The organism is Gordonia hongkongensis, from assembly GCF_023078355.1.
Classification (GTDB): Bacteria; Actinomycetota; Actinomycetes; order Mycobacteriales; family Mycobacteriaceae; genus Gordonia; species Gordonia hongkongensis.
In genome coordinates, this window is sequence record NZ_CP095552.1 from 18568 (window position 1) to 36345 (window position 17778).

20 protein-coding genes and 1 pseudogene are annotated in these 17778 nt (G+C 68.5%); 8 read left to right on the top strand and 13 right to left on the bottom strand.

Features of this window, described 5'->3' with window-relative positions:
* Positions 1 to 59: 59 nt before the first annotated feature.
* The 4 genes from rpmB to rpsR are packed head-to-tail and all read left to right on the top strand — an operon-like array spanning position 60 to position 1057.
* Positions 60 to 296 carry a 50S ribosomal protein L28 gene (gene rpmB / locus MVF96_RS00090; protein ID WP_004020952.1) on the top strand — a complete coding sequence of 79 codons (237 nt, stop codon included), beginning with the start codon at positions 60 to 62 and terminating at the stop codon, positions 294 to 296.
* Positions 296 to 460 (top strand): 50S ribosomal protein L33, encoded by a 165-nt coding sequence (rpmG, locus tag MVF96_RS00095; protein WP_004020951.1) that lies wholly within the window; start codon positions 296 to 298, stop codon positions 458 to 460. The genes rpmB and rpmG overlap by 1 nt, the downstream gene beginning before the upstream one ends.
* Positions 460 to 765: a 30S ribosomal protein S14 gene (rpsN, locus tag MVF96_RS00100; protein WP_058253005.1), complete on the top strand. Its 306-nt coding sequence runs from the start codon at positions 460 to 462 to the stop codon at positions 763 to 765. Before rpmG ends, rpsN begins: the two co-directional genes overlap by 1 nt.
* 28 nt (positions 766 to 793) lie before the next feature.
* Positions 794 to 1057, top strand: a complete 264-nt coding sequence (rpsR, locus tag MVF96_RS00105) for a 30S ribosomal protein S18 (RefSeq protein WP_247450726.1) — start codon at positions 794 to 796, stop codon at positions 1055 to 1057.
* Between the two features lie 61 nt (positions 1058 to 1118).
* Here the strand turns inward: rpsR and MVF96_RS00110 are convergent, their stop codons facing one another.
* From MVF96_RS00110 to MVF96_RS00120, 3 genes are all read right to left on the bottom strand, one after another.
* Complete coding sequence (locus tag MVF96_RS00110) at positions 1119 to 1838, bottom strand: type 1 glutamine amidotransferase domain-containing protein (RefSeq protein WP_058253007.1); 720 nt, start codon at positions 1836 to 1838, stop codon at positions 1119 to 1121.
* 107 nt (positions 1839 to 1945) lie between these two features.
* Positions 1946 to 2794: an SDR family NAD(P)-dependent oxidoreductase gene (locus MVF96_RS00115; protein WP_068970750.1), complete on the bottom strand. Its 849-nt coding sequence runs from the start codon at positions 2792 to 2794 to the stop codon at positions 1946 to 1948.
* The gene (locus MVF96_RS00120; RefSeq protein ID WP_068970751.1) at positions 2784 to 3035 is read right to left on the bottom strand and encodes a hypothetical protein; all 252 of its coding nucleotides are present in this window, start codon (positions 3033 to 3035) and stop codon (positions 2784 to 2786) included. The genes MVF96_RS00115 and MVF96_RS00120 overlap by 11 nt, the downstream gene beginning before the upstream one ends.
* 78 nt (positions 3036 to 3113) lie before the next feature.
* Between MVF96_RS00120 and MVF96_RS00125 the strand changes: the two are divergent.
* A pseudogene (locus tag MVF96_RS00125) lies at positions 3114 to 4358 on the top strand (DHA2 family efflux MFS transporter permease subunit); the annotation flags it as partial.
* A gap of 294 nt (positions 4359 to 4652) precedes the next feature.
* Here the strand turns inward: MVF96_RS00125 and MVF96_RS24520 are convergent.
* Together MVF96_RS24520 and MVF96_RS00135 are read right to left on the bottom strand one after the other, a co-directional pair.
* Positions 4653 to 5300, bottom strand: a complete 648-nt coding sequence (locus MVF96_RS24520; RefSeq protein ID WP_336287436.1) for a DUF4190 domain-containing protein — start codon at positions 5298 to 5300, stop codon at positions 4653 to 4655.
* A gap of 515 nt (positions 5301 to 5815) precedes the next feature.
* On the bottom strand, positions 5816 to 5995 hold the full coding sequence (locus MVF96_RS00135) for a hypothetical protein (RefSeq protein WP_211540287.1): 180 nt from the start codon (positions 5993 to 5995) through the stop codon (positions 5816 to 5818).
* A gap of 110 nt (positions 5996 to 6105) precedes the next feature.
* Between MVF96_RS00135 and MVF96_RS00140 the strand changes: the two genes are divergently transcribed.
* Positions 6106 to 6627, top strand: a complete 522-nt coding sequence (locus MVF96_RS00140; protein WP_058253011.1) for a peptidylprolyl isomerase — start codon at positions 6106 to 6108, stop codon at positions 6625 to 6627.
* A 209-nt stretch (positions 6628 to 6836) separates the two neighbouring features.
* Positions 6837 to 7550, top strand: a complete 714-nt coding sequence (locus MVF96_RS00145; protein WP_247450729.1) for a rhomboid family intramembrane serine protease — start codon at positions 6837 to 6839, stop codon at positions 7548 to 7550.
* A gap of 13 nt (positions 7551 to 7563) precedes the next feature.
* On the opposite strand, the gene MVF96_RS00150 is transcribed toward MVF96_RS00145, so the two are convergent.
* Positions 7564 to 8067 (bottom strand): PH domain-containing protein, encoded by a 504-nt coding sequence (locus MVF96_RS00150; protein ID WP_165629291.1) that lies wholly within the window; start codon positions 8065 to 8067, stop codon positions 7564 to 7566.
* Between the two features lie 115 nt (positions 8068 to 8182).
* On the bottom strand, positions 8183 to 8473 hold the full coding sequence (crgA, locus tag MVF96_RS00155; protein WP_010843022.1) for a cell division protein CrgA: 291 nt from the start codon (positions 8471 to 8473) through the stop codon (positions 8183 to 8185).
* Between the two features lie 149 nt (positions 8474 to 8622).
* Between crgA and MVF96_RS00160 the strand changes: the two genes are divergently transcribed.
* Positions 8623 to 9282, top strand: coding sequence for an aminodeoxychorismate/anthranilate synthase component II (locus MVF96_RS00160; protein ID WP_078114064.1), 660 nt, complete (start codon positions 8623 to 8625; stop codon positions 9280 to 9282).
* Positions 9283 to 9399: 117 nt separating this feature from the next.
* Here MVF96_RS00160 and pknB read toward each other — a convergent pair whose 3' ends face one another.
* From pknB to MVF96_RS00190, 6 genes are all read right to left on the bottom strand, one after another.
* Positions 9400 to 11346: a Stk1 family PASTA domain-containing Ser/Thr kinase gene (gene pknB, locus MVF96_RS00165; protein WP_247450731.1), complete on the bottom strand. Its 1947-nt coding sequence runs from the start codon at positions 11344 to 11346 to the stop codon at positions 9400 to 9402.
* 92 nt (positions 11347 to 11438) lie between these two features.
* Positions 11439 to 12806, bottom strand: coding sequence for a protein kinase domain-containing protein (locus tag MVF96_RS00170; RefSeq protein ID WP_247450733.1), 1368 nt, complete (start codon positions 12804 to 12806; stop codon positions 11439 to 11441).
* Positions 12803 to 14302 carry a peptidoglycan D,D-transpeptidase FtsI family protein gene (locus tag MVF96_RS00175; RefSeq protein WP_247450735.1) on the bottom strand — a complete coding sequence of 500 codons (1500 nt, stop codon included), beginning with the start codon at positions 14300 to 14302 and terminating at the stop codon, positions 12803 to 12805. Before MVF96_RS00175 ends, MVF96_RS00170 begins: the two co-directional genes overlap by 4 nt.
* On the bottom strand, positions 14299 to 15732 hold the full coding sequence (locus MVF96_RS00180) for an FtsW/RodA/SpoVE family cell cycle protein (protein WP_065630650.1): 1434 nt from the start codon (positions 15730 to 15732) through the stop codon (positions 14299 to 14301). Before MVF96_RS00180 ends, MVF96_RS00175 begins: the two co-directional genes overlap by 4 nt.
* Positions 15729 to 17243: a PP2C family protein-serine/threonine phosphatase gene (locus MVF96_RS00185; protein ID WP_247450737.1), complete on the bottom strand. Its 1515-nt coding sequence runs from the start codon at positions 17241 to 17243 to the stop codon at positions 15729 to 15731. Before MVF96_RS00185 ends, MVF96_RS00180 begins: the two co-directional genes overlap by 4 nt.
* The gene (locus tag MVF96_RS00190) at positions 17240 to 17704 is read right to left on the bottom strand and encodes an FHA domain-containing protein FhaB/FipA (RefSeq protein ID WP_058253019.1); all 465 of its coding nucleotides are present in this window, start codon (positions 17702 to 17704) and stop codon (positions 17240 to 17242) included. Before MVF96_RS00190 ends, MVF96_RS00185 begins: the two co-directional genes overlap by 4 nt.
* Positions 17705 to 17778: the final 74 nt, after the last annotated feature.

Consider the following 17778-nt stretch of genomic DNA (forward strand, 5'->3'; position numbering starts at 1 on the left):
CGGCGGTACCGTGACCGGACAGTTAATGCCAATCATTGTCGATAAGAACAGGAGGCAGCATGTCCAAGAGGTGCCAGGTCACCGGTCGGGTACCGGGATTCGGCAAGCAGGTGTCGCATTCGCACAAGCGGACGTCGCGCCGATGGGACCCGAACATCCAACGTCGCCGCTACTACGTGCCCAGTGAGGGGCGGTACGTGACGCTGCGCGTGAGCGCCAAGGGGATCTCGACGATCGACAAACACGGCATCGAGTCGGTGCTGCGCAAGATCCGTGCGCGTGGGGAGAAAGTCTGATGGCACGCAACGAGATCCGGCCGATCGTCAAACTGCGTTCCACCGCCGGAACCGGGTACACCTACGTGACCCGGAAGAACCGTCGCAATGATCCCGACCGGATGGTGCTCCGTAAGTACGACCCGATCGCCCGCGCCCATGTCGACTTCAAGGAGGACCGCTGATGGCGAAGAAGTCCAAGATCGTCCGTAACGAACAGCGCCGCGAGGTCGTCGCGCGGTATGCCGACCTCCGCGCCGAACTGAAGCGCGCGAGCGTCGCAGCCAGTTCGACGCCCGAGGAGCGTTCAGAAGCGCTACGACGCCTACAACGGCTGCCGCGCAACGCAAGTCCGACTCGGCTGCGCAACCGGGATGCCGTCGACGGCCGGCCCCGCGGGTATATCGGCAAGGCGGGCCTGTCCCGCGTGCGGTTCCGTGAACTCGCGCATCGCGGTGAACTACCCGGAATCCAGAAGTCCAGCTGGTGATTCGGACTCACGACTACGAGGAACAGTGATGGCCAACAGAAGACAACGTCAGCGCGAGGAAGTGCCGGCGAAGCGCAAGCGGAACCTGCTCATCGCACAAGGCGTGCGGGTCGACGGTCGTAATCCCTTGGACTACAAGGATGTCGCGCTGCTGCGGCATTTCCTGTCCGACAAGGGCAGAATCCGCAGCCGACGCCTCACGGGGCTGAACCCGCAGGAGCAGCGCCAGGTAGCCACCGCGATCCGCAACGCACGCGAAATGGCGTTGCTGCCGTACGACTCTCGGCACTGAGAACGAGCGCGACGCCTGCCCCCGTGTGGGGCAGGCGTCGCGCTCGGTGGTGAGTGCCCTGCTACTTGGAACCCTGCGGCACGTTCTCGAGGCGATCCAGCAGGGTGCGTGCCAAGGATTCCGACGACGCGGGATTCTGGCCGGTCAGCAGGTTGCCGTCGGTCTCGATGTGGACCGTCCACGGTTCGGCGAGGGTGACCTTGAACCCCGCCTGGGTGAGCCGATCCTGGAGGAGCCAGGGAGCTTTGTCGGCGAGCCCGGCCTGTTCCTCCTCGGCGTTGCTGAAGCCGGTCACCGTGCGGCCGGCGAACGCGTTGACTCCGTCGGAGTTGTTCGCCGCCAACAGGATCGCCGGACCGTGACAGACGATTCCGAGCGGCAGTTGCGCCTCGTCGGCCGCTATCAGCAGAGCTCCCGCGTCCGCGTCGACGGCCAGGTCCTCCATGGGTCCGTGGCCGCCCGGCACGAACACGGCGTCGTAGTCGGCGATGCGAACGTCGGTGAGCGCGATCGGCTTCTGCAGCTCCGGAGCGGTCTCCACGACGTGGCGGATCTCCGCGGCGCGCTCAGGTGTGCCGATGCTCTCGACCGCGAGGCTCGTCTCGTCGACCGGTGGCTTCGCGCCGTTCGGAGTGGCTACGGTCACCTTGTAGCCGGCTGCGCGGAACACTTCCAGCGGCGCGACGGCCTCCTCGGCCCAGAACCCGGTCTTGTGGCTCGAGCCGTCATTCAGCGTCCAGCTGCCGGCGCCGGTCATGATGAAGAGGATGTTGCGTGTCATCTGAACCTCCTGTGTCCAGGTAGACGGTGTCGGTCTCCGACCGCCAACGTAGAGAACAACCGCGTCTTCGGCCACGGCCCAGGTCAGGCCGGGGGAGACGGGTCAGGTCACGTCAAACCGGTGAGTTCCGCCGATCGCTGCCACAACCCGTCGATCAGCTTCTGGTCATGGGCCTGACGGTTCTCCCGACCATTGGCCTTGTGGCGATCGAAGTACACGCCGTTGACCGTCGGGTCGGCGCCGCGCTCGGCCAGGGCGATGAGCGGGGCGGCTCCCTGCTCGGGGGTGATGGTCACCAGGCGCGTCAGCGGAGACCGGTAGGCGAGCCCGACGAAGCGCGAGTCGCGGCCGAAGCTCGTCGCCGCCGGTCCGGGATGCACTGCGGCGGAATAGATCTTGTCACCGGTCCAGCGCTGCGCGATCCCGCGTGTGAACAGGATGTTCATCAGCTTGGCCGTACCGTAGGGCCGCATCGCGAGGGTCCGGCGCTTCTCGAAATCCAGGTCGTCGAGGTCGACCTTCCCGAAGAGGTTGCCGACGCTGGACGTGTTCAGGACGAGCGATTGCGGGGCCGCGGCCAGTCGATCCCGCAGGAGGTGGGTCAGCAGGAACGGCGCGAGGTGGTTGATCTGGAAGTTGGGTTCGTGCCCGTCGGACGTGCGGTGCGACGCGTCGAACGTCCCGCCTGCGTTATTCATCAGGACGTCGATGGTCCCGACGGCGGAGTTGATCTCGGCGGCGAGATCCCGCACCTCCGAGAGCGCGGAGAAGTCGGCGGTGAACTGCCGCGCACCGGTCTCGGCGGCGATCGGCGCGAGCTTCTTCGCCGAGCGTCCGACGAGGACGAGATCGGTGTCGGGTCCGGCCAGGGATCGCGCGGCAATTGCGCCGATCCCGTCGCTGGCGCCGGTGAGCACGATGGTGCGTTTCTGTCCGGACGGGGTGTCACTGGCCATCGGTCGTGCCCTCCGATCCGCCGACCGCGTGACCCTCGTCAGTGTGGTCGGCCGGTGGCTGCGCTCCGTCGTAAGACGCCTTGTCTTCCCGGATTCGGTCGGTCTCGCCGATCTCGGTGTCCCCTGCGGTGGGCAGTGCCGAGGCCGGCCCGCCATTCTCGTCGGGGTCGCTCCGCATGTCGGGGTCGGCCTTCACTTCGTCGTCGGTCGTGGTCCATGTGGGCTTCTCGTTGTCCGGCATCTCTCCACCTTGCCCCAAGACGCGGGATTTCACACCGCCCTTGACTTCAACTGAACTTGAGGTTGTGTGCTCGTCGTCGTGATCACACTCGACCCGGCGAGCCGGCGCATCGGCCTCATCCTCGTCGTCCCGACCCTCATGGTGATGCTCGACGTGACGGTCGTGACCGTCGCGCTCCCGCAACTGACCACCGAATTCGACGCGCCGCTGTCCAGCGTGCAGTGGGTGACCACCGCGTATGCACTGGCCCTTGTCGCGGTCATGCCGCTGTCGGCCTACGCCAGCAACCGCTTCGGCGGCCGACGGGTCTACTGCGCGTCCCTCCTGGTCTTCGTTCTCGGTTCGCTCCTCACCGCCCTGTCCTGGAACATCGGCAGTCTCATCGTGTTTCGTGCGCTCCAGGGGCTCGGTGGTGGGATGCTGCAACCCGTCGGCATGGCCATCGCGCTGCAGGCGGTGCCGGAGGCGCTGCGCGGACGGATGATGGCCATCCTCGGACTGCCCACCCTCGTCGGTCCCGTGCTCGGTCCGGTGCTGGGCGGCGTACTCGTCGACCACGGCAGCTGGCGCGTCGTCTTCGCGGTGAACGTGCCCCTCGGCCTGATTGCGGCAGTCCTGGCGTGGCGGTTCTTCCCCCGAACCGCCACGCGCCGCATGCCGCGCATCGACCTGCGAGCCGTGGCGGCGCTGTCACCGGGCGGGGCGTTCCTGGTTCTCGGCCTGTCCCGCGCCGGGGACACCGGGTCGCTGCTCGCGGCATCGATACTTGTCCCGGTCGGTATCGGCCTGGTCCTCCTGGGCTACTTCGTCCGACGATCGCTGCGCAGCCGCACGCCCGTCCTGGATCTCCGGTTGCTGGCGCACGCGCGTCTACGCGGTGGCGTCGTAGTGATGATCTTCTTCGCCGGGGCGTACTTCGGGTCGATGACGATCCTGCCCATCTACGTCCAGTCGGTCCGGTCCGATTCGGCCACGACCGCGGGCATGCTGTTCGTCCTCCCCGCGCTCCTGAGCGGCATCACTCTCCAGATCGCCACGCGGGTCGCCGATTCCGTGGACCCGCGACGGGTTGCGATGTGCGGCATCGTGCTGTCGACGACGGCGATGATTCTGATGGCCACGCTGCTCGACGAGTCGACCCCCTACCCGGCCGTCGTCGCGATCCTCGCTCTCATGGGGATCGGTGTCGGCGCGACGATGCTGCCCACCATGACGGCCGCCACCCGCGACCTCGAGGGCGCAGACACCCCGGGCGGCACGACCATCCTCACGACCTCGAACCAGTTCGCCGTCGCGCTGGCGTCGGCCGCGATCACGGCCATCATTGCGGCCCTGATGAATTCGCGCAGTCCGGCGGTCGACGGTCGGGGAGTGGCGGGTGCGATGTCATTGAGTCCCGCCGAACGCATCGACGCTGCGCCCGAGTTGGCCTCGGCGATCGCCGACACGTACCTCCTCACGGCCGGTCTCCTCGTGTGTGCCCTCCTCGCGGCCGTGTTAGTGATGCCGGCGCGGGGGACCCTTCGAGACGCTCGCAAGCTCGCTCCTCAGGGAGCAGGGGTGACGTGTTCGCTCCTCAGGGGCCGGATGGGCGGCTCGCCGCTTGTGAGTCCGGAGTCAGGCGATGAACAGAATCCACCCGTAGACGAGCAGCCCGAAGACGAAGACCCCGGCGTAGGCCCAGCCGACCCAGATGGCGGCGGTGGCGAAGGGGAGACCCGCCTCGCGACGCTGCCGGATCTGGGTGCGCGCACGGTATCCGAGGACCAATCCCACGATGAAGGTGATCCCGAGGATCGACAACGCCAGGGCCCACAACGCCATCCGATTGACGCGCGGACCGGCACCGGACTGGGGAGCCACGCTGTCCTCCGAACTTCTGGCGGGTTCGACTGCTGAATAGGCCTGGGTCGCCGGGGAGGCAGGGCCCGAGGTCTCGGTGTCCGGGCGGTCGGCGGCAGGTGCGCCGGCCGTGCCGGGACCGTCCACGACGCGGGTATCAGGGGACGGATCGCCGGACAGACCGACTGCCAGTCCGCCCGCACCCACCACCTGTGTCGCGTGATCGTCCCGGTCGGAATCCCGACCGGAGGAGTCCGGTCGTCCGCCCGGCGCTGGACCCGGCCGGGGCCCGGCGAAGGGTGGACGGGAGGAGCCATCTGTGGGCCTATTGCCTTGCGGCGGAGTGCCTTTGGCGAACGGCGCCCCTCCCGGGCCCGGCCGTTGACCGGGCGGGGGCCGGCGTCCGGGCGGACCCGATGGCATCGGCGGTCGCGGACCCGGGCCGGGCGGATTTCCGCCTGGGCGCTGCACGGTGGGGTTGGCGCCCGCTATCGGGGCCGGCGCGGGCCCGGGGCCATTCGGCCGCGGACGCGGCGCACCGGGCGGGTGCGGTCCCCCGGAGGGACCAGACGTCCCGAACGAGTCACCGCGCGGCGGGGCCGGTCGCCGGCCCGGCGGGGGCCCGGGTCTGGTGGGCGGTCGACCCCCCGGCGGCGGCGCGGAGTCACCGCGGGGCGCCGGCCGGCCGTCGGAACGGTCGGGGGCGTCGGCTCCCTGCGACGAGGTCGGCGAGCCCGCAGGTCGTGCGGGGGACCGTTCCCACGGCGCCGGGTTGCTCGCCGGTGCGGAGCTCTCGGGCGCCGACCAGGACTCGCGGGTCCGATCGGCTGCGCCGCCGGACCCCGGCGGCGGGTTCGGGGAGCGCTCGTCGTCTGAGGTCACGAGACCAAATTACCCGTGCGCGCCGAGCGGTCCGGTGCCGAGTCGGGCGCGGCGGGTCACGATGCCTGCGTCTCGGTGCTCTCGGCGAGGGCCTCGCGGACCTCTTCGATCCGCGGGACGGTCGGGGACACCGGGGCCACCACGCGTCGGGCGCGACGCAGCGAGCCGGCGACGACGGCGGCGGTGACGGACGCGGCGACCACACCCAGCGCGGTCAAGAGGTAGTTCTTGGACATGGGCTCAAGAGTGCCAGCCGGTGTGCGGCGCTGCCACCCCGCCCGGTGCATCTGCGCACCTCGGGGCCATGTCCCGACCAGCGGATCCGGGTGAGTGGTTGGATGGAGGGATGACTACACCGAAAAGCTCCGCAGTCATCCACACCAATCGCGGCGACATCAAGGTCGACCTGTTCCCGAACCACGCACCCAAGACGGTCGAGAACTTCGTCGGGCTGGCCGACGGGAGCAAGGAATACAGCAAGCCCAACGCCTCCGGCGGCAACTCCGGCCCGTTCTTCGACGGCTCGGTCTTCCACCGCGTCATCTCCGGCTTCATGATCCAGGGCGGCGACCCGACCGGAACCGGCATGGGCGGCCCCGGCTACCAGTTCGGCGACGAGTTCCACCCGGAGCTGCAGTTCGACCGTCCGTACCTGCTCGCGATGGCCAACGCCGGCCCGGGTACCAACGGCTCGCAGTTCTTCATCACCGTCGGCCCGACCCCGCACCTCAACCGTCGCCACACCATCTTCGGTGAGGTCACCGATCCGGCTTCGCAGCAGGTCGTCGACGCGATCGCCACGACGTCGACCGACCGCAGCGACCGCCCGCTCGACGAGGTCGTCATCGAGAAGATCGAGGTCAACTGACCTCTCCGGAGCACACCGCCCCGCAGCGGGCGGTGTGTTACCGGCATCCCGACCGTCCGACCGGCCTGTCCTGCAGCCGGTGCGGGCGGCCGGCGTGTCCCGAGTGCCTGCGTCCGGCATCGGTCGGCCAGCACTGTCTCGAATGCCTCCGCAACGACGGCGTGCAACGATCGCCATCACTCGGCGGCCCACGCCGCGGTGTCCCCGTGATGGCGCGCACCCGCACGGCCCCGACGCAGCCCTACGCCACGTACGCTCTCATCGCGGTCAACCTGCTGATCTTCGCGCTGTGCGTTCTCCAGGCCGGAGTGGGCGATCCCGGCGGTGCGGCGATCTTCGGCGCCGGCGATCTCCTCAAGAGCGACGTCGCAGCTGGTGAGTACTGGCGTCTCCTCACCGCGGGCTTCCTGCATTTCAGCGTCATGCACGTGGCCGTCAACATGCTGTCGCTCTACATCCTCGGCCGCGATCTCGAACTCGCCCTCGGCATCGGCCGATACCTGGCCGTCTACCTGATCGCACTCCTCGGCGGCAGCGCTGCCGTCATGCTCTTCGAGGACGACCGCGCCCTGACCGCAGGAGCCTCCGGAGCCATCTACGGACTCATGGGCGCGATGCTCGTGATCATCCTCAAGGCCCGCGTGTCCCCGGTCCCGGTTCTGCTCATCATCGGCTTCAACGTGGTGCTGTCGTTCTCACTGCCCGGCATCTCGGTCCTCGGGCATCTCGGCGGGCTCGCCTTCGGAGCGGCCGCCACCGCGGCGATCGTGTACCTCCCCGACGCCGTGCTGCCCGCGGGTCGTCGGAATCCCCAGGCCGCGAGTCGCGTCGGCTGGATCGCGCTCGCCGCACTGTTCGTCGTGGCGCTGGGGCTCGGCATCGGCGCGGGCGTCGCGTACGACGGGCTCGTCTACATCCGCTGAGCAGCGGCGCGACCTACCCCTCGTCGACGACGAAGCCGGCGTCGCGCAGCGCGTCGACCACGGTCGGCAGGTCGGTCCCGAGGTCCCAGCGGCTGAAGACCACGAGTCGGGTGTCGTCGCGAGGGCCGACGCCGCGGTCGTGCGCGGTCGTGCCGGCTGCGTCGTCGTCGAGAACGTCGATCTCCAACTGGCCGACCCGCCGGCCGACCCGACGGATCGACAAAGTCCGAATCCGTTCGATGCGTTCCGGGGGGTACGTCCGTTGGCCTCGCAAGGTCCCGAGGACCAGAGCGGGGTTCGGCCCCGATGTGATGGCCAGTCGGGGACGCACCAGCAGGGTGTAGGCGCCGAGCACGAGAAGAAGAATCCCGGCGACGCCCATCAGGACCATGCCGGCCGGATCGGCAGCGGCGACGACCGCCGCCACCACCAACGCCACGCCGCCGAGGCAGCCGACCAGACCGGCGCCGACGGGGGTCGCCCACGCGTGTGTGTAAGAGACCTCGGAGTTATCCACAGGAGTTACTCACAGTGGGGATGACTTACACACATGTGATTTCCACAGTGTGGATAACTTACACGCGTGTGTTTCAGCAGCTCAGCGCATTCGACACGCGAACGACCGTCGGCGTCTACCGCCAACGCATCGTCATCAACAGGCCCGCCACCATCAGCGAGAAACCGATCAGGAAGTTCCACGAGTTGAGCTCGGCCATCCAATGCAGGACCTGGCCCTCGCCGCCGTACGCGGTGGGCGTGGCGGCCAGGTAGTAGACGACGAGCCAGGCGAGACCCAGCACCATCAGGCCGAGCATGACGCCTACATAGATGGTGCTCGAAGGGCCGGCCTTGACCTTGACCGGCGTCCGGCTGGCCGGGTTGATGGTGTAATCGGTCTTCTTCCGGACTTTTGACTTCGGCATGACTTCCTCTGTTGTGCGGCACCGCCGGGGCGGTCGTACGCGGGCGGGAGAAGGTGAGCTCGTCCCCGCCACTGGCAAACACTCGAGATCTACGGTATCTCACCAGGTCGCCGACGCCGACCACCTGCTTCGGCGGTAGCCTTTCTCGCGTGAGTCGCATTCTGGTGGTCGACAACTACGACAGCTTCGTCTACAACCTGGTCCAGTACTTGGGCCAGTTGGGCGTCGAGGCCGTCGTGTGGCGCAACGACGACCCGCAACTCTCCCCGGCCGATCCCGACCACCTACGCGAGGCCGTTGCCGGATTCGACGGCGTCCTCCTCAGCCCCGGTCCCGGCACGCCCCAGCGGGCCGGTGCGACGATGCCGATGGTCCGTGTCGCCGCCGAACGGGAACTGCCGCTGCTGGGTGTGTGCCTGGGACACCAGGCGATCGGTGCGGCGTTCGGCGGCACCGTCGACCGCGCACCCGAACTCCTGCATGGCAAGACCTCACTGGTCTTCCACGACGACGCCGGCGTGCTCGAAGGACTGCCGGATCCGTTCACCGCCACGCGCTATCACTCGCTGACGGTGCTGCCCGAGACGATCCCTGATGAACTCGTCGTCACCGGACGCACCGAGTCGGGCATCGTGATGGCGATGGCCCACCGTGAACTGCCCATCCACGGCGTGCAGTTCCACCCGGAGAGCGTCCTGACCCAGGGCGGTCACCGGATGCTCGCCAACTGGCTCAAGACATGTGGGATCGAGATCGACGAGACCCGCGTGGCCGCCCTCGAAGCCGAGATGGCGACCGCGGTCGGCTGACTTCGGCGGCGAGGTCACCGAAGTGGTTTCGACTCGGCTCCTCGACCTCGACGCGCTCCTTCGTCGCTTGCTCGGCCCGGCGGCTCCGCTCGGTGCCGGCTCAACCAGCAGAGAAGCTCAGTTGGGCAGCAGGCTCGCCTGGCCGACGATGATCGTGATCGAACCGCTCTTGCGGGCCTGGGAGCCGGGATTCGGCTCCTGACCGACGACGCGACCGTCGTCGGGGCTGCCGAGCGGCACGTTGCGGGTCTGCCGCGTCAGCGTCGACCGCTCCCAGCCGGCCCGCTCGAGATCGGCCTGGGCCTCGGCGGGCGTCTTGCCCCGGAGGTTCGGGACGGTGAAGAGGTTGCCCCGCGACACACTGATCTGCACGGTGCTGCCCTGCTCTGTGGTCGACCCGGGACCTGGTGAGGTGCTGATGACCTCACCGGCCGGACGCTCGGAGTCGGCCGCGACCACGACGACCATCATCCCGAGCTCTTCCAGCACGGCTCGTGCCTGACTCTCGGACATGCCGACGACGTCGCGGACCGTCACCTCGCGCGGGCCGTTGCCCACGTTGACGACGACCGCACCGTTGACCGGGACCTCGGCGCCGACGGCCGGTGCCGTCGAGACCACCTTGTCCTTCATCTCGGTCGTCGAGTCCACGCGGTCGGTTCGCACGTTGGTGAACCCGAGCACCTTGAGCTGATCCAGCGCCTCGGCCGGCGTCTTGCCCACGAGATCCGACGGCAGGCGCACACGCTCCGGACCCGTCGAGACGTAGAGCGCGACCTCGGACCCCTCGGCCGCCATCACGCCCTCACCCGGGGTCGACCGCGTGGCGAGACCGACACCGACGTCGAGGCTCGGTTCCTCCAGCACGCGGACCTCGAAGCCGGCCCGTTCCAGCGAGGCCTGCGCGTCGTCGGAGCTGAGTCCGGAGACCGCCGGCACCGACACCTCCGCCGCCGAGCCCGAACCCCACGGCGACCACAGGAGCAGACCACCGACGAGCACCACGACGGCGAGCAGCGCGCCGGCCATGAGGAGCCGTGAGCGGCGTCGGGGTGTCTCCTCGGTGTCCTCGTCACGCCGATGGTTTCCGCCGTTGCCGTTCGAGGTGCGGCCCGCGATCGGCCGACGCGGACCGGTCGTCTCCGTCCGGGTGGGCCGGCGCGGTCCGGTGTCGATGAACTCGGTGCGTTCCTCGTCCGAGAGCAGCATCGGCGCCGACGGTTTGCCACCGGCGAGCACCCGGATCAGATCGGCGCGCAGGTCGGCCGCCGACTGATACCGGTTGTCCTTGTTCTTGCTCATCGCCTTCAGGACGACGGAATCGAGTTCGCGCGGGATCTCCGGCCGGACGTGCGACGGCCACGGCGGGTCCTCGTGCACGTGCTGGTGTGCCACCGCCACCGGCGAGTCCCCGGTGAACGGCGGCTCACCGGTGAGCAGCTCGAAGAGCACGCACCCCATCGAGTAGATGTCGCTGCGCGGGTCGACCTTGATGCCACGGGCCTGTTCGGGCGACAGGTACTGCGCTGTACCCATGACCGCGGACGTCTGGGTCATCGTCGACGTCGAGTCGCTCATCGCGCGGGCGATGCCGAAGTCCATGACCTTGACGGCGCCGGACTTGTCGATCATCACGTTCGCCGGCTTCATGTCACGGTGGACGATGCCGTTGCGGTGCGAGAAGTCCATCGCCGCGGCGACATCGGCCATCCACGTCATCGCCTGTCGCGGCGAGATCGGACCGTTGGCGCGCAACACATCCCGCAGGGTGTCACCGTCGACGTACTCCATCACGATGAACGGCAACGGGCCGTCCTCGGTCTCGGCCTCGCCGGTGTCGAAGACCTGCACGATCGTGGGGTGGTTCAGCTTCGCGGCGTTCTGGGCCTCGCGGCGGAACCGGAGATAGAACGACGGGTCACGGGCGAGGTCGGCACGCAGCACCTTCACTGCGACGTCGCGGTGCAGCAGCAGGTCGCGCGCATAGTGCACCTCGGACATGCCACCGAAACCCAGCGTTTCGCCGAGTTCGTAGCGGTCGGAGAGGTGGTGTGGTGTCGACATCGGCCTCGGTGGTTGCCCCTCAGGATCTGTGGTCAGAACGGGTCATTCGGAAACTATCGGCTCAAACGCACGGCTCGTACACGCAGGTACCATCAGCACAGCGGTGAGAACGGTACGCCGGGGAAACACGGGGTTCCGGTGGCGGCACCGGGGTCCGGCGGCGGCTCGGAGGTGTCGGTCTGCTGACGCGGCGTGGTCGTCTCCGTCGACGTCTCTTCGCTGGTCGTCTCTTCGCTGGTGGTCGTACGGGTCGTGCGTCGAGTCGTGGTCGGCTCGTCGGGCTCCTCCGTCGGTTCCACCGCGGTCGTGGTCTCGACGACCGTCGTCGACGGCGGCGGCGGTGTCGCCGCGTCCCCGTTCCCGCTGTTCACCAGATAGAACCCGATGAGCCCGATGGCACCGACGAGAAGGGCGGCCGCGATGCCGGCCAGGACCTTCTGCCCGGTGGTCCAGCTGTTGTCCGGCGGCGGTGGCGCCACCGCGGTCCGCGACGTCGGCCGAGGGGTGACCGGCCGCGAGGCCGCACCCGTCGCGGTGGCCCCACGAGCGACTGCGGCGCCGAGCGCGGCGGCTCCCGCTGCGCCTGCCGCGGCACCGGCGATCGCACCCGGTCGCGGCGGACGACGCCCGGCACGCACGGCGGCGACCGCGTCGGCGAACTCACCACCGTTGGCGTAACGCTGCCGCGGATCCTTGGCCATCGTGATCTCGATGAGCTCGCGGACCCCGGACGGCAGGTTCGTCGGCAGGGGTGGCGGTGCCTCCCGGATGTGCTTCATCGCGACGGTGATCGCACCGTCGCCGAGGAACGGACGACGCCCGGTGAGGGCCTCGTAGCCGACGACGCCGAGCGAGTAGACGTCCGACGCCGCGGTCGCCTCGTCGCCGGTGGCCTGCTCCGGGGAGATGTACTGCGCGGTACCCATGACCATCCCGGTCTTGGTGACCGGGGCGGAGTCGACGGCCTTGGCGATGCCGAAGTCGGTGATCTTCACCTGGCCGACGGGGGTGATCAGGATGTTGCCGGGCTTGACGTCGCGGTGGACGAGTCCCTGGCTGTGCGCGGCCTGCAGGGCGCGGCCGGTCTGCTCGAGCATGTCGAGGGTGTTGGTCAGCGACAACCGCCCGAGGCGGGAGATCACCGAGTTCAGGGGCTCACCGTCGACGAGCTCCATCACCAGGTACGCGAGCGGGTCGCCGCCGTTGTAATCCGGGGTCTCGCCGTAGTCGAAGACGTTCGCGATCCCGGGGTTGTTCAGCTTCGCGGTGGTCTGGGCCTCCGCGCGGAACCGCGCGATGAACTCCGGATCGCTGGTGTACTCGGCTTTGAGGACCTTCACCGCGACCCGACGATTGAGGCGCGTGTCGAGCGCCTCCCACACCTGGCCCATGCCGCCCGTGGCGATCAGGCGGATGAGCCGATACCGGTCGCCGATGGTGGTGCCGTTCTGCAGGCTCATCGACTGCCACCTCCCACCAGTGAGTTGATCACTTCTCGTCCGATCGGCGCCGCGACGGTCCCACCGACCGAGTCCGCGCCGAATTGTCCATTCTCCACCACGACGGCCACCGCGATCTGTGCGTTCGACGACGGTCCGAAGGCGATGTACCAGGAGAACGGAGTGTCCGTGCTCGATCCGCTCTCCGCCGTACCGGTCTTCGACGCAATCGACACCGGGCCGCCCGCGCCGGCCGTCGACCGCTCCGACTCGATCATCATCGACGTCAGCTCGGCGGCCTGCTCGGGCGTGATCGGCTTGTTGGCCGTCGTCGGCGGTGTGGTCTGCAGGGTCTGCAGGTCCGCGGCCTGCAACTTGTCGACCAGGTACGGCTGCATGCGCACACCTCCGTTGGCCACCGTCGCGGCGATCATCGCGTTCTGTAGCGGGGTGAGCCGGACGTCACGCTGGCCGATCGACGCCTGCGCGAGGACGTCGAGGGACGGGATCTGCCCGACCGTCGAGTCGACGACGGGCATCGGGATGTCGGGGCCGGGCTGATCGAGGCCGAACAGACTCGCGGTCTCGGTGAACTTGGGGATCGCGTCGGACATCTTCTCGGTCACCAGTTCGGCGAAGGCGGTGTTGCACGAGTACTTGAACGCCGTCTCGAGCGACACGGTTCCGCCCGACGACCCGGGGCAGGTCTCGCCGCCGTAGTTCGGGAGAGACACGTCGGTGCCCGGCAACGGGAAGGTCGGAGCTGCGGTGAGGCGGATGCCCGGGGTGATGTTGTCGCGCAGGGCCGCGGCGGAGGTGACGACCTTGAAGGTCGAGCCGGGCGGGTAGAGCTGGCTGATCGCACGGTTGAGCATCGGCTGCGCGGTGTCACCGGGCCGGTTCCACGCCTCCCAGCTGCTCTCCCGGACCTCCTGGTCGTGGCTCGCGAGCCGGTTGGGGTCGTAGCTCGGCGTCGAGACCATCGCCAGGATCTTGCCGGTGTTCGGCTGCAGCGCCACGACCGCCCCGCGGCACGGACCGTCGCACGGCCCGTTGAGCATGGCCTGGTACGCGGCCTGCTGCACCTTGGGGTTGATCGTCGTGACGACGTTGCCGCCGCGCGGGTCGCGCCCGGAGAACATGTCCATGAACCGCTGACCGAAGAGTCGGTCGTCGGATCCGTTGAGGATGCTGTTCTCGTAGTGCTCGATCTGGCTGGCCAGGTACTGGAAAGAGTAGAAACCGGTGACCGGGGCGAACGCCTCGGCGCCCTCCCGCGGGTACTGGCGCAGGAACTTCAGGCGGCTCTCGATCGGCACCGACAACGCGATCACCGTGCCGTCGGCGGTCGTGATCAGGCCGCGCTGCCGGGAGTACTCGTCGAGCAGCACCCGATTGTTGCGGGGGTCGGTCTTGAGGGCGTCGGCCTTGAACACCTGCACGTAGGTGGCGTTGGCGAGCAGGGCGATGATCATCACGATCACCGCCATCGACACATTGCGGATGGGCTTGTTCATCGACGCTTCACCACCTGCGTCGGCAGTGCCTCGACGGGCTTGGCCGCGGGCCGCTTCTTCCCGGGATCGGGTTCCCGCGCGGCGTTCGAGATCCGGATGAGCAACGCGACCAGGATGTAGTTGGCCAGCAGCGACGATCCGCCGTAGGACAGGAACGGCGTCGTGAGACCCGTCAGCGGGATCAACTTGGTGACGCCGCCGACGACGACGAAGATCTGCATCGCGATGGTGAACGCCAGACCGGTCGCCAGGAGTTTGCCGAAGCTGTCGCGGACGGCGATGCCGGTCCGCAGCCCGCGGTGGATGAAGATCATGTACAGCAGCAGGATCGCGGTGAGGCCGGCCAGGCCGAGTTCCTCGCCGATGGTCGAGATGATGAAGTCGGTGTTGGCGAACGGCACGATGTTGGGCCGGCCCGAACCGAGTCCGGTGCCGAACAGTCCGCCCGTGGCCAGACCGAACAGGCTCTGCCCGATCTGGTAGCCCGAGCCGTCGAAGTCCTCGAAGGGGTTCAGCCACACCGAGACCCGGGTCTGCAGGTGCGAGAAGATCGACCACGCGAAGACCGCGCCGATCGCGAAGAGCCCGATGCCCAGCACCAGCCACTCGACACGCGAGGTGGCCACGTAGAGCATCGTCAGGATGGTCGCGAAGATCAGCAGCGACGTACCCAGGTCTTTCTGGACCACCATGACGGCGATGGCGATGGCCCAGGCAGCCAGCAGCGGACCGAGGTCACGGGCGCGCGGGAGGTCGACACCGAGCACGTGCGGACCGGCGGTGATGAACAGATCACGCTTGGAGACCAGCACCGCGGCCGCGAAGATGATGATCAGGATCTTGGAGAACTCACTGGGCTGGATCGAGAAGAACGGCGTGATGATCCAGTTCTTCGATCCGTTGATCTCCGAGAACGCGCTGGGCAGGATCGCCGGGATGATCAAGAAGACCAGTCCGCCGAGGCCGAGCGTGTAGGCGTACCGCGAGAGCGTGCGGTGGTCGCGGATCAGGATGAGCACCGCGGAGAACGCCACGATGCCGAGCACTGCCCACAGCAACTGCTGATCGGCGTTGCGGGTCGCCTCGGTGGCGTTCACCGACTCCCCGGTGTTGCCCGTGCCGAGGTCGAGACGATGGATCAGGACCAGGCCGAGACCGTTCAGGACGGCCACGACGGGCAGCATGATCGGATCGGCGTGGGGTGCGTAGCGGCGAACCACCAGATGGGCGACCCCGAACAGTGCGGTGTACGCGGCGACGTACTTCAGGATGTCCCAGGTCAGGTTCTGGCCCTGGGCGGCTTGGACGATGAGCAGCGCCACCGTCACCAGGCCGATGGCGAATCCCAGGAGCAGCAGTTCGGCGTTGCGGCCGGTGCTCGTGGCGGGTTGGCGTGGCGGGGCGTGCGGGGCGGGCGCGGCTTGAGTCATCTCACCTGCTGCCGGCAGCTCGTGACGGCGTCCTGGTCAGGTGCGGGCGTGTCGGCCGGCCCGGCGTTGCCGGTGGACGGTGCCACCGATTCGGTGGCGCCCTGCTGCGGGATGCCCGGCGCCGGCGCCGCGGTGGCGCGGGGTGCCGGGGCGGACGGATCGGTGCTCGGCGTCGACTCCGACGGTGCCGGTGCCGGGGGAGTCGGCGCGGGGGAGGGCGACGAGGGTGCGTTGTCGCAGCGGAAGGTGAGCTCGTCGGTGACGACGCCTTGGATCTGTTCTTCGCTCTTGTTCCGGATCATCACGTTCTTGACCGACTGGGCAGGTCCCGACACCAGGTCGTCGACGTTGAGCGGGAACTCGCAGGAGGCGTCGTAGGAGATGAACGTGTAGCTCGGTTCCGCCTGGTCGAGATCTTCGACGCAGACGCGCTGCACCGGGTTGCTCATCGACAGGAAGAAGACCTTCTCCGGTGAACCCTGGTAGATGAGCACATCGCCGGTGTCGTCGGCGGCCACGTAGTAGTTGCTGCGCACGATGGCGCGGACGACGAAGATTCCGACGACGAGCGCGACGATCACGGCCAGCGCGACTCCGGCGACGATCCAGCGGCGGTACTTGCTCTTCTGCTTGGCGGGGGGCTCGTCCTCGGTCAGCACCGTCGGGCGCTGCGGTTCGGCAGGCGGCGGGCGTAGTGCCGCGGCGCGTCCCGCGGCGGTGGCGGGATCGGGGGTGTAGATCTCCTCGTTGCCGCCGGCCGCCCCGCCGACGATCGGTCGCGAGTCGCCGTACTGGGTGTCGACGACGTCGGCGAGGACGACGGTCACGTTGTCGGGGCCGCCCCCGCGCAGTGCGAGCTCGATGAGGCGGTCCGCACACTCCTTGGGGTCAGCGATGGAGCCGAGGGTCTCGGCGATGGTGTCCTCGGTCACGACGTCCGACAGGCCGTCGCTGCAGAGCATGTACCGGTCACCCGCGCGCGCTTCCCGCATGGTGAGGGTCGGCTCGACCTCGGTGCCGGTCAGCGCGCGCATGATCAGCGAACGCTGCGGGTGGGTGTGTGCCTGTTCGGCGGTGATCCGACCTTCGTCGACGAGGGTCTGGACGAACGTGTCGTCGCGGGTGATCTGGGTCAGGGCACCGTCGCGATACATGTAGCCGCGAGAATCGCCGATGTGGCACAACCCGATTCGGCTACCGGCGAAGAGGATCGCGGTGAGCGTGGTGCCCATGCCGTCGAGTTCGGGTGACTCCTGCACCTGCGCGGCGATCGCCTCGTTGCCGGCTCGGGTGGCGCTGTCGAGCTGGGTGAGCAGGTCGCCGCCGGGCTCGTCGTCGTCGAGCGTGCTCAGCGCGCGGATGACCAGTTGGCTGGCGACTTCGCCGGCCGCGTGGCCGCCCATGCCGTCGGCGAGTGCGAGCAGGCGCGGACCCGCGTAGAAGGAGTCCTCGTTGTTGGACCGAACGAGACCGCGGTCGCTGCGCGCGATGTAGCGCAACACAAGTGTCACGGGCGCAACTCGATCACGGTCTTGCCGATGCGGATCGGCGTGTTCAGCGGCACCTTGACCGCGGTTGTCACCTTGGAACGATCGAGGTAGGTGCCGTTGGTGGAGCCGAGGTCTTCGACGTACCAGTCGTCGCCGCGTCGCGAGAGCCGCGCGTGCCGTTCGGAGGCGTAGTCGTCGGTGAGCACGAGCGTCGAGTCGTCCGCGCGTCCGAGCAGGACCGGTTGCTGGCCGAGGCTGATCCGTGTGTTCGCCAGTGCACCGTGGGTCACCACGAGGTAGCGGGCCGCGCCGCGGACGCCACCACCGCGGCGTCGTTTCTCCGAGCCGCCCGAGTACCGGGGCATACGCAGACCGCCGGCCGACGCGATGTCGGCGCGCAGGGTGCGGATCACGGCGAAGACGAACAACCAGAGCAACAACAGGAACCCGATGCGGGTCAGTTGCAGCACCAAGCCCTGCATGTCGTGTTCACCTCCAGCGCGTTCCGTCTCGGTCGGGTCGTACCCGCGGCAGCAGTCGTCGGACCGCCGATCGA